General features: G+C 44.9%; 11 protein-coding genes. 4 read left to right on the top strand and 7 right to left on the bottom strand.

Annotated features, from left to right (window positions below):
• The 3 genes from A3756_RS26000 to A3756_RS10400 form a co-directional block, all read left to right on the top strand.
• On the top strand, positions 1-196 hold a 196-nt coding region (locus tag A3756_RS26000; RefSeq protein WP_156490402.1), incomplete at its 5' end, for an IS3 family transposase.
• A gap of 188 nt (positions 197-384) precedes the next feature.
• Positions 385-2,211 (top strand): ATP-binding protein, encoded by a 1,827-nt coding sequence (locus tag A3756_RS10405; protein WP_068553457.1) that lies wholly within the window; start codon positions 385-387, stop codon positions 2,209-2,211.
• A 70-nt stretch (positions 2,212-2,281) separates the two neighbouring features.
• The gene (locus tag A3756_RS10400) at positions 2,282-3,628 is read left to right on the top strand and encodes a DUF3422 family protein (protein ID WP_068513152.1); all 1,347 of its coding nucleotides are present in this window, start codon (positions 2,282-2,284) and stop codon (positions 3,626-3,628) included.
• Between the two features lie 109 nt (positions 3,629-3,737).
• Here the strand turns inward: A3756_RS10400 and A3756_RS10395 are convergent, their stop codons facing one another.
• From A3756_RS10395 to sufB, 7 genes are all read right to left on the bottom strand, one after another.
• Entirely contained in the window at positions 3,738-4,196 is a 459-nt protein-coding gene (locus tag A3756_RS10395; RefSeq protein WP_068553456.1) for a SufE family protein, read from the bottom strand.
• 191 nt (positions 4,197-4,387) lie between these two features.
• A complete protein-coding gene (sufT, locus tag A3756_RS10390; protein WP_068513147.1) occupies positions 4,388-4,912 on the bottom strand; it encodes a putative Fe-S cluster assembly protein SufT in 525 nt (174 codons plus the stop codon).
• Positions 4,913-4,915: 3 nt separating this feature from the next.
• Positions 4,916-5,281 carry an iron-sulfur cluster assembly accessory protein gene (locus tag A3756_RS10385; RefSeq protein WP_068513144.1) on the bottom strand — a complete coding sequence of 122 codons (366 nt, stop codon included), beginning with the start codon at positions 5,279-5,281 and terminating at the stop codon, positions 4,916-4,918.
• 22 nt (positions 5,282-5,303) lie between these two features.
• Positions 5,304-6,515 carry an aminotransferase class V-fold PLP-dependent enzyme gene (locus A3756_RS10380; protein ID WP_068513142.1) on the bottom strand — a complete coding sequence of 404 codons (1,212 nt, stop codon included), beginning with the start codon at positions 6,513-6,515 and terminating at the stop codon, positions 5,304-5,306.
• Between the two features lie 58 nt (positions 6,516-6,573).
• Positions 6,574-7,842 (bottom strand): Fe-S cluster assembly protein SufD, encoded by a 1,269-nt coding sequence (sufD, locus tag A3756_RS10375; protein WP_068553455.1) that lies wholly within the window; start codon positions 7,840-7,842, stop codon positions 6,574-6,576.
• A 10-nt stretch (positions 7,843-7,852) separates the two neighbouring features.
• On the bottom strand, positions 7,853-8,608 hold the full coding sequence (sufC, locus tag A3756_RS10370; protein ID WP_068513135.1) for a Fe-S cluster assembly ATPase SufC: 756 nt from the start codon (positions 8,606-8,608) through the stop codon (positions 7,853-7,855).
• 75 nt (positions 8,609-8,683) lie between these two features.
• Positions 8,684-10,132 (bottom strand): Fe-S cluster assembly protein SufB, encoded by a 1,449-nt coding sequence (gene sufB, locus A3756_RS10365; protein ID WP_068513132.1) that lies wholly within the window; start codon positions 10,130-10,132, stop codon positions 8,684-8,686.
• A 274-nt stretch (positions 10,133-10,406) separates the two neighbouring features.
• Between sufB and A3756_RS10360 the strand changes: the two genes are divergently transcribed.
• On the top strand, positions 10,407-10,799 hold a 393-nt coding region (locus tag A3756_RS10360), incomplete at its 3' end, for a phosphotransferase (RefSeq protein ID WP_156490401.1).

The raw sequence follows: 10,799 nt of genomic DNA, 5'->3' as shown, positions 1-10,799 counted from the left end.
CTTTAGAAGCTTTAAAACAGAATGGATGCCGCGATCAGGATATGAATCGTTTATGGAAGCAGAAGCAGCTATCGATCAATACATTAATGGTTACTACAATCGTCATCGGCCTCATCATCATAATGGTGGTATGTCACCGTTATTGACTGAACAGGCTTACGAAAAAACTTATAACGGGCTGGCCAGTTTTAGTTGACCACTACACGATTCTTACTTGTATAAGCATAGCAAAGATCGAAGCTAATGCTTTGCCTATTGACTCTCTCTGTAAATATGGCGAATACATGATTTGTCGCTTATCCTTTAGTGAACACATTTCATTTAGAGTCGTCAGCATTGAACGCGAAGTATTCCCTACATAAACAGGATTCCTCGGAAGAGGCTATGAACCAGGAGGGTAAAGTTAGTCAACCCACCTCGCCTGTGGGGAAGTTTGACCGTTTTGTTGATGCCTGCATTCCTGAAGCTGTGCGCGCCGATTCATCGCAAGCTCTCCAAGCCAGAACACTCATTATTTTCGTGTTAATACTGAGCTTCTTTTCAATTGTTGGTATGACATTCACTTTAATGGTAGAACAGAGCTTGCCTTGGGAGCGAGTTCTAACCATGTTCCTGATCGCACTGCAGCCCGTTTCTTTGTTGATTATGTGGAAAAAGCAACACTTACGAGGGGCGGCCTTATTCTTTCTCGCTCTTAGCTTAATTCTGGTCTGCTATGTAGATTTTATGAATAGGTCTTTAGAGGGACCTGCAAGCGTCTTATGGGTTTTACCTTATGCAATGGCGGCTATGTTAGTTGGTGCGAGAAGTGCTTTTTACATCGCCTTGGCGTCGGTTGTTCTGATTAGCTTGAATGCCACATTACTTAAACTTGACTTACTTCCTGCTTCTTTGAGTTCTCCAGAAAACTGGATTTGGCTCAAATTGATTTTTACCTTAATCGTTCTGTGTACGGTTGCATTCTGTATCTATGGCTTGATTAGCCTTGAAAAGCGTAAACAAGAAGAATTAAGTCAAGAGATTCGACTAAATAAGAAGATGATGGAGTCTCTAGAAGTTGCTACAAATGAAGCCCAGGCGGCAGCTAGAAGTAAGGAGTTGTTTTTGGCTACGATGAGTCATGAGCTTCGAACACCGCTTAATGGTGTGTTGGGGAATGCTCAGCTTCTAGCAAAAGAGATTAAGGATATTAGCGCTAAAGCTCGTGTCGAGAATATAACTTCTTCTGGTGAACTTTTACTTTCAATTATTAATGATGTATTGGATTTCAGTAAATTTGAGTCGCAGGGCGTTTCTCTGAACCTAGAGGTTTTTGATCTTTCACAGTGCCTGCGTCAACTCTATCGTTTGATAAAACCGCGTGTGCAAGAGGGGGTTCAGTTTTCTATCTCGGGTGCTGATGAACCTATTTTTATCAATACCGACCCTAACCGCCTGTCACAAGTTATTCTTAACCTCCTATCTAATGCGGCAAAGTTCACGGAGCAAGGCCATATTGGGCTAAGTATGAGTATGCTAGGTGATGGGCAGTTGAAAATTCAGGTGAGTGATACTGGAAATGGTATTTCGGAAGAGAACCAAAAACGTTTATTTCAGGATTTTGTTCAGGTGGGTGATGATACGCAAAAGCATATGGAGGGGACGGGTCTAGGTCTGGCTATCACTCGTCGTATTGTTGAACGAATGGAAGGAGATATACAGGTATATAGCTCGCTTGGTAAGGGTACGACAATGGCTGTTTATCTGCCGGTTGAGCTTGTTGAAGAACCACAAACAGACCAAGACCCGGATATCGCAAGCAATTCACTGAACGATGTTGATTATTCTGCTGTACGGGTGCTGATTGTTGATGATGTTGAAATGAACTGTGTGATGCTCGAGGCATTACTAAATTCACTAGGTATCTCTAACTGCGAAGTAGAAAGGGACGGTCTTGATGCGGTGAATAGAATAAAACAGGACGATAATTTTGATATTCTCCTGATGGACGTACGTATGCCTATAATGAACGGTCTTGACGCGACTCGCCAAATACGTGAACTTGGATACGACAAACCGGTGATTGCGGTGACGGCAAATGCTTTTGAGGAAGATCAGGAAGGCTGTCTGGAGGCAGGTATGGAGCACTTTCTTGCAAAACCCTTACGCCTGGAAGATTTACAAAGTGTACTTAACAAAGCTCTGGCCAGTACTAATCCCTCCTTAAATTGATATAAATCCACATACGCTTAGTGTCTATATGATAAAGTTCTGGCATGTTTAGATAAGTCAGGGATTTTTTATGGGGCAGAGCGTTCCACACAATATTACCTTTTACGACCAGCGTGACCATCTGTTTAACGAGCTGCATACGCGCCCCTTTCCGGTTATTTCCTCTCCTGCCAGGGTTTCTCAATTATCGGTACTGCATCAAGTAGAGCAGACTGGCGTCGACTTTCGTTTAGGGGAATATCAGCATATATGTAACTTGTGTGCCCGCTATAGTGTTAATCCACCGACTGAAGAAGCTTCTTGCTACTATCAAGACTTCGGTGGTTTCGAGTTTCGCTGGGAACGTCATACCGAGTTTTCAACTTATACCTTTATTCATCAGTTAGAAAGTCAACCTTTTGAAAAGACAGGGCTTTCATTACTGCCTTCTGAGTGGTTGGAAGCGATTCCTGGTAAGGTGATTAGTGGTTTGCATGTCGAGGTAGAAGAAGAGCAATCTCATAATTATGAAAGCTCACAATCCGCCGTAGATGCCATGCGTAATAATTTTGAGGGGCATCGCTTACTAAGTTGCTTCGTTCGCGATAAACAGGCACAGGTTTGGACAGCGTACCGGATTCATAGTGACTCCATGGGGCGCTTTCTGATCGTTAATAAGGGCTTGAATCCTTGTCAGACCGGCCGCTTGGTGCGTCGAATATTGGAGTTGGAAACCTATCGAATGATGGCTTTGTTGTCGTTTCCGATTGCTAAGCAGACAGGGCCGAATATTCATCTAATGAACTTGAATCTGGCTGAGATCATTCAGAATATCACTGAGATTAAAAACCTTGATGACGAACGTCGTTTGATGGGAGCGTTGACCCACTTATCTGCGCAGATTGAACAGACAATATCGGAAACAAATTATCGCTTCTCAGCGACTGAAGCATACTACCATTTAGCGATGAGCAGGCTCGAAGAGTTAAAGGAAAGCGAGGTTTGCGGCTTACAGACACTGAGTGAGTTTCTAAGTCGTCGTTTAACGCCAGCTTACTTAACATGTGAAACCATAGAGAAAGATTTGGATGACTTGTCGCGCAGAATTGATAGAGCCAGTGAATTACTGCGAACGCGCATGAACCTCACAATAGAATCGCAGAACCAGAATTTACTGCAGTCCATGAACCGCCGTGGCAAGCTGCAGCTGCGTATGCAACAGGCTGTTGAAGGCTTATCTGTAGCAGCGATCAGTTATTATCTGGTTGGCTTGGTGAAGTACGTCGCAGAGTCTGCAAAATCAGGCGGCTTAATCGAAAGCAGCACGCTGGTTACCGGTATTTCAGTACCTTTTGCTATTGGTTTTGTGATGTTTGGTTTGGGACGAATGAAACGCAAGCTACATAAGGAAAATGAGAAACTGAAGGGAAATAATTAAATGGCTCTTAACCGAGTAGACCGTAGGCAGAGCCTTCCACGGCTCGCTGGCGGGTTAGCACGGAGAGTCCATATAAGGGGTGGAACCCTCTGCTTACGTTCGTTAAAAACTAAAAATTTCCAGCGATATTCTTCATGCGTTCAAGCATAGAGCGCAAGCCATTGCCTCGGGTTGGGCTGATATGACGCATCAGATCCATGTCATTGAATATTGCTTCAACATCTTTAGCGACGATTTCGGCAGGTGAGCGTGCATTAAGTGTCGCCAGTACAACAGAGGCAAGGCCTTTGACGATAATGGCGTCGCTCTCAATTAAAAAGAAAAGCTTGTTGCTGGCTTCGTCAAAGTTGTGAACAAGCCAGACTTGGCTTTGGCAGCCATGGACCAGGTTTAGTTCAGTCTTCTCTGCTTCAGGAAATGCCGGGAGTGATTTACCTAGGTCGATGATATATGCGTAACGTTCTTCCCAGTCATCCAGAAATTCGAAAGCCTCAAGGATATCGGCATCCGTAGTTTCGGTACCAAAAGGGTTGTTTTTAAACATGTCTGGATTAGCAGCTTGACTCATTAATACGACCTAAAGTGATAAACGATGATTCCGAGGGCGGGATTATATCATACAGATCGAGGCTTTCTTAAGGGGTGATTTTACCCTGTTAACATGCTGTATGTAGGTCGGGCTTTAGCCCGACAATGCAGGAACTTGGTATTAGTTGTGAGTTAGAGTATGCCTCGGAGATTGTCGGGTTGAACCGCGGCCTACAACATACCCAACTCTAATTTCGCTTCATCGGTGAGCATGTCGTTACTCCAGGGAGGGTCGAATACTAGCTCTACGCTGACTTTGTCTACGTTCGGTACTTGGCCAACTTTACGCTCGACATCGGCAATCATGGATGGCCCCATACCGCAGCCAGGGGCAGTGAGGGTCATGTTGATTTTGACTTCATTTTCTACAACTTTGCAGTCATAGATAAGACCGAGCTCGACCATATTAACCGGAATTTCAGGGTCATAGCATTCACGTAAGGCTTCCCATACCTGGTCTTTACTAACGCTGCCATCGGAGGGGGTTTCAAAACTGGATACAGCCACTTCTTTGCCTAGCGCATCAGCATCTTTGCCTTCAATGCGTGCAAGGTTACCATTGACTGCAACCGTATAAGTGCCTCCAAGCGATTGGGTAATGGTGACAAAAGAGCCCTTGGGAACCATGATCTCAGTACCGGCGGGTACTAGCCGGGCTTCACATTCACGGTTGGTGACAACTACTTCTCTTTCCATATCTTAAGACTCTTCAGTAACTGAAAAACTTTCACCGCAGCCACATTCGCCTGTGACATTAGGGTTCTTAAATTGAAACATTGAATTCAGGCCGACCGTGATAAAGTCGATTTGGGTGCCGTTCAGCATGGGTAAGTCTTTGTTAGGCACAAATAGCTGCAGAGAGTCGGTAATATTAAAGACTCGGTCATCCGTTTCAGGTGCTTCGCAAAGATCGGTTTCATACATAAAACCGGAGCAACCACTGGTTTCAAGATATAGGCGCAAACCTTTCTTATCAGGTGCTTTTTCAAGCTGCTTGGATATATGTGAAATTGCTGATTCACTCAGAGTGATTTCAACTTTCGGATCAAATGTTGCCAGAGACATAATGGTACCTATTAATGCTGTATCAAGCGAACATGCGCTGAATTTTTTCTAGCGCAACAAATAGCTGCTCGACTTCTTGTTCGGTATTATAAAAAGCAAAGGATGCGCGAGCCGTACCGGGGATTGAAAGATGATCCATTAGCGGCATTGCGCAGTGGTGTCCGGTGCGGATGCCTATGCCTTGCTGGTCGAGCAAGGTGCCGATATCGCTAGGGTGTAATCCTTCAATCAGGAAGGACATCACGGGTACTTTGTTTTTTGCTGTGCCGATGATTCTTAGCCCGGGTATCGTTGCAGCTAATTCATGGGCACGTGCCAGTAATTTTTGTTCGTGAGTTTCGATCGCTTCTCTATCTAAAGAGTCCATGTAGTCAATGGCTGCAGCTAAACCAATGGCTTCGGATATCGCTGGTGTACCGGCTTCAAATTTATAGGGTAGCTGGTTGAAGGTAGTCCTCTCAAAGCTAACGCGCTCTATCATTTCGCCACCACCTTGATAAGGAGGAAGCGCTTCTAAGCGAGCTTCTTTGCCGTAAAGCACGCCGATACCGGTTGGGCCAAATAATTTGTGTGAGGATAAAGCATAAAAATCACAGTCTAAAGCCTGAACGTCGACCTTGAAATGAGGCACTGCCTGGGCACCGTCGATAACGGTGATGATATTGGCAGCCTTTGCTTTTTCAATGATTTCTTTAACAGGGTTAATCGTGCCCAGGACATTGGATACGTGGGTGACAGCGATGACTTTGGTTTTCTCGTTAATCAACTCATCAACTTGGGAAAGTGATAGCTCACCGTTCTCGTCAAAATCGAGTACTTTAATTTGCGCACCGCATTTCTCCGCCGCTAATTGCCAGGGAACGATATTGGCGTGATGCTCCATGCGGCTAACGATGATCTCGTCACCAGGCTCTAGCTGACTTGCCAAACCGTTAGCAATCAGGTTAATGGCTTCAGTTGTTCCTTTGGTCCAAATGATTTCTTTGGTTGAGTTTGCATTGAGAAATTGACGAACTGTTTCGCGTGCACCTTCGAAACCAGCCGTTGCACGGTCACCCAAGGTGTGCGCGCCTCGGTGTACGTTGGCATTATCATGATGATAGTAGTTCGCCATGCTTTCGAGCACCGCTTCGGGCTTTTGTGCACTGGCGGCACTATCAAGGTAGATCAAAGGCTTGCCATTGACCTCTTGGTTTAGAATAGGGAATTGTTCTCTAATACTTTCAATATTCATTTATCACTCAATACCTTGATAGCTCTTTATGACGCAGGTGCACTAACGACGCGATCATTTAATCTAAAGGGTAACTTAACAGCTCTGCCAGTTGCTGCTCCCAGAAGTCTGCAATAGCTTCAATTGGGGCTGCCCGAACCACTTCCAATACAAAACCGAGGGTTAGCATCAGGCGAGCCTGTTCATGCGTTACGCCACGCGTTTTAAGGTAGTACAGTTCAGTTTCGTCTAACTGACCAATGGTTGTACCGTGAGCACATTTCACGTCATCGGCATAAATTTCCAGCTCGGGCTTGGAATCGATTTCAGCAGACGATGAAAGAAGAAGGTTCTTGTTACTCATTGAACCTAAGGTCTTCTGTGCGTCCGGGTGAATGTGAATTCGGCCATTAAAGACGATATGGGACTTATTGTCGGCAATACAACGGTAAGTCTCATTACTGGTGCAGTTTGGTGCAATATGTTCGATACAGGTATGGTTATCGTAATGCTGCTGACCGGTGGTGACAGTAACACCGTTAAGATCACACTCAGCACCTGCTTCTAACATCTGCACGTGCAAGTCGTGACGACCCACTTGGCTGCCCAAACCTAAAGAGTAGCTCTTGAAGTTAGCGTTACGATAGAGCGCGACACCGGTAAAACCGATTTGCTTGGCTGGCGTAGATTCAAGGTTCATACGCAAGTACTTTACATGAGCATTATCAGCAATACGCAGGTCACATACACTGTTAACAAGCCCTTGAGCACCTTCTTCGGCGTCAATGACGAGTTCTTCAATAAAGGTTGCTTCGGCATTTGCTTCAACGTTAATGAAAACGCGTGGCTGGCTCAGGCCGCTAGCATTGCTATGAAAAACCAACTTGAGTGGTTTGCCCAGTTGAGTATTCTTCGCAACGTTGATGAACAAGCCATCTTGCATCAAACCCGCATTCAGTTTTGCAAACAGCAAATGCTCTGCAGAATTACTTATGCTATTGGCGACAAGCTCGCACTCTTTCTCATCAAGAGAAGACAAACTTTTGATGGTGATACCCGCTTGTGACAAGGCATCAGCGTCATAGCTTGGCGCATTATTATTGGCGATCAGTATCGTGTTGCAATCAAGCTCGTAGCTCACTTGGTAGGGGGTAGCGATGGCCGTTGCTGGTGAAAAGCTTTCAGGAAGCTTCAAGTGCTTCGCTGAGTATTTCCAGGCTTCGGTTTTTCGGGTAGGCACAGCCGTTTGTGACAGGGCTGCCATACTTTCTTCGCTATATTTTTTCAGTGACTCGGGTAAGTCAGAAGACTTATTTAGACCGAAATCAATATCACTTAATAAGGTCATTACCGTGTCCCTAAGCTTTGTCTTCTTCGATGCCTAACCAGCCGTAGCCCTTTTCTTCAAGCTCAAGCGCGAGTTCCTTACCACCAGACTTAATAATCTGGCCGTTAGCAAGAACGTGAACGTAGTCAGGAACGATATAATCAAGTAAACGCTGGTAGTGAGTGACCATGACTACTGCACGCTCTGGTGAGCGCAGAGCATTAACGCCGTCAGCAACCACTTTAAGTGCGTCGATGTCTAGTCCGGAGTCGGTTTCGTCAAGAATCGCGAGTGATGGTTCAAGCATTAGCATTTGCATGATTTCATTACGCTTCTTTTCACCGCCAGAGAAACCTTCATTGACACCACGCTTCAAGAAAGATGGGTCTAGGTTAACTTGCTGAATCTTTGCTTTGGCTTGCTTCATGAATTCAGCCGCGTTCATTTCGTCCAGACCGCGGTGCTGGCGAATATTATTGATCGCAGTTTTCATAAATTGCAGGTTGCTAACGCCAGGAATCTCAACCGGATATTGGAAAGCTAGAAAGACACCTTCACGTGCTCTGTCTTCAGTTGACATGTCTAGCAAATCTTTGCTTTCGAAGTCGATACTGCCGTCTGTTACTTCATAAGCTTCATTGCCTGCAAGCACTTGCGATAAAGTACTTTTACCCGAGCCGTTTGGCCCCATAATCGCGTGAACTTCGCCTGCCTTCACTTCAAGGTTTAAGCCTTTCAGGATTTGTTTGCCTTCAACATTGGCATGTAAATTTTCGATCTTTAGCATTGTCTCTCTCTTTAATGCTTTTGGTCATCCCCGCCAGGGCAGGGGCCATTGTATTTTAATTGATTTAGAGTCTTATTAACCGACGGAGCCTTCAAGGCTGACTTCTAATAGTTTTGTTGCTTCGACAGCAAATTCCATCGGTAGCTCTTTAAATACTTCTTTACAAAATCCGTTAACGATCATTGATACTGCATGTTCCGCATCAATGCCACGTTGCTGACACAAGAACAGCTGGTCATCACTAACTTTCGATGTGGTGGCTTCGTGTTCAACGACTGCTGATTTATTCTTACTTTCGATGTAAGGGAAAGTGTGAGCGCCACACTTATCACCAATCAATAGCGAGTCACACTGAGTATAGTTTCGAGCGTTCTCGGCGCCAGGGCCAATACGAACCAAACCGCGATAGCTGCTGTCACTCTTACCGGCTGAAATACCTTTAGAAATGATAGTGCTTGAGGTGTTTTTACCCAAGTGAATCATTTTTGTTCCGGTGTCAGCTTGCTGGAAGTTATTGGTCAGTGCCACAGAGTAGAATTCACCAACACTGTTATCACCTCGCAAAATACAGCTTGGATACTTCCAGGTAATTGCTGAGCCGGTCTCAACCTGAGTCCAGCTAACCTTGGAGTTTTTACCGATACAAGACGCGCGCTTGGTCACAAAGTTGTAGATACCACCCTGACCATTTTCATCACCTGGGTACCAGTTTTGAACCGTTGAGTATTTGATCTCGGCGTCATCAAGAATGACGAGTTCCACAACGGCTGCATGAAGCTGGTTCTCGTCACGCATCGGTGCGGTACAGCCTTCAAGATAGCTGACATGGCTGCCTTCATCGGCAACGATCAATGTTCGTTCGAACTGCCCGGTGTTTGCTTCATTGATACGGAAATAAGTGGATAGTTCAAGTGGGCAGCGAACGCCTTTCGGGATATATACAAAGGAGCCGTCACTGAATACGGCAGAGTTAAGTGCCGAGTAATAATTGTCACGTTGGGGGACAACACTTCCTAAATACTTTTTGACTAGCTCGGGGTATTCGTGAACTGCTTCAGAAATAGGGCAGAAGATAACGCCAGCTTCCGTAAGCTTCTCTTTGAAGGTAGTACCGATAGAGACACTGTCGAAAACAGCATCAACTGCAACACCTGCCAAACGAGCACGCTCATGTAATGGTATGCCCAGTTTCTCGTAAGTTTCGAGCAGTTTAGGGTCGACTTCATCCAAACTTTGCGGCGCATCGTCCGGGTTTTTGGGAGCGGAAAAATAAGCGATGTCGTTAAAGTCGATTTCCGGGAAGTTTACCTGCTGCCATTCGGGTTGTTCCATATCCAGCCAGCTTTGATAAGCTTTCAAACGCCACTCTAGTAACCACTCAGGCTCATTCTTTTTTGCCGAAATACGACGAATGACATCCTCGTTTAATCCGGGTTCAAAGGTTTCTGACTCAATATCGGTCACAAACCCATGCTCATACTCTCGTTTAATCAGGTCTTTTACGGCCTTATCGGAGTCAGACATGCTTTTAAGCTCTCCCAAAAATAAGATATATCCGTTTGATAAAACAGGTTTTTTATCAAGCTGGTGTCATAGAATTTAGCGAATTATATAATAACCAAGTAATTTAGTCAGGTATTTTGATGCCACCTGAACAAAAAATAGTAAAAACGGTCAACTTCGATAAACTTCCAGAGGGCGCGTATTGTAGCTTTTTTTTCCAAAAAAATCAGATTTAGTACAATTAAAATACATTGCTTAGGCTAAGATAGGTATATATTCGGTAAGGAAGGAATAGATGGCTGTTTACACTCAATTGACTCGTTCACAAATAGACAAGCTTCTCGAGTCATATGACTTAGGTGAGCTTGTTGGCTTTAGCGAGATTAGCGCTGGTATTGAGAATACCAATTATTTTCTAGATACCTACCCAAAAAGCGGGGGCGAAGAAGCGGATAAAGGCGCCGTGAGGTATGTTCTTACTCTTTTCGAGAGCATGGAAAAAAACACTTTACCCTTTTTCAATGAGCTGACGACGCACCTGGCCCGAGAAGGTTTTAAAGTTCCTGCGCCAGTATTGACTAAGCAAGGCGAAGCAATTTTCGAACTTGAGCAAAAGCCTGGAATGATCGTTCAATGCTTGTCTGGTAAGGCAGTGGGCAAACCCAAGGTTACACAGTGTGAGGCGATG

The organism is Oleiphilus sp. HI0086, from assembly GCF_001635225.1.
The sequence above is the reverse complement of the archived record's forward strand: the minus strand, read 5'-3'. Positions and strand labels throughout refer to the sequence as shown.

What these genes read in the sequence shown, in the direction of transcription:
- sufT (WP_068513147.1), bottom strand. Translation starts at nt 4,912, where the DNA reads ATGGAAAGAGAAGTAGTTGTCACCAACCGTGAATGTGAAGCCCGGCTA.
- sufC (WP_068513135.1), bottom strand. Translation starts at nt 8,608, where the DNA reads ATGCTAAAGATCGAAAATTTACATGCCAATGTTGAAGGCAAACAAATC.
- sufB (WP_068513132.1), bottom strand. Translation starts at nt 10,132, where the DNA reads ATGTCTGACTCCGATAAGGCCGTAAAAGACCTGATTAAACGAGAGTAT.
- A3756_RS10380 (WP_068513142.1), bottom strand. Translation starts at nt 6,515, where the DNA reads ATGAATATTGAAAGTATTAGAGAACAATTCCCTATTCTAAACCAAGAG.
- A3756_RS10385 (WP_068513144.1), bottom strand. Translation starts at nt 5,281, where the DNA reads ATGTCTCTGGCAACATTTGATCCGAAAGTTGAAATCACTCTGAGTGAA.
- sufD (WP_068553455.1), bottom strand. Translation starts at nt 7,842, where the DNA reads ATGACCTTATTAAGTGATATTGATTTCGGTCTAAATAAGTCTTCTGAC.
- A3756_RS10395 (WP_068553456.1), bottom strand. Translation starts at nt 4,196, where the DNA reads ATGAGTCAAGCTGCTAATCCAGACATGTTTAAAAACAACCCTTTTGGT.
- A3756_RS10405 (WP_068553457.1), top strand. Translation starts at nt 385, where the DNA reads ATGAACCAGGAGGGTAAAGTTAGTCAACCCACCTCGCCTGTGGGGAAG.
- A3756_RS10400 (WP_068513152.1), top strand. Translation starts at nt 2,282, where the DNA reads ATGGGGCAGAGCGTTCCACACAATATTACCTTTTACGACCAGCGTGAC.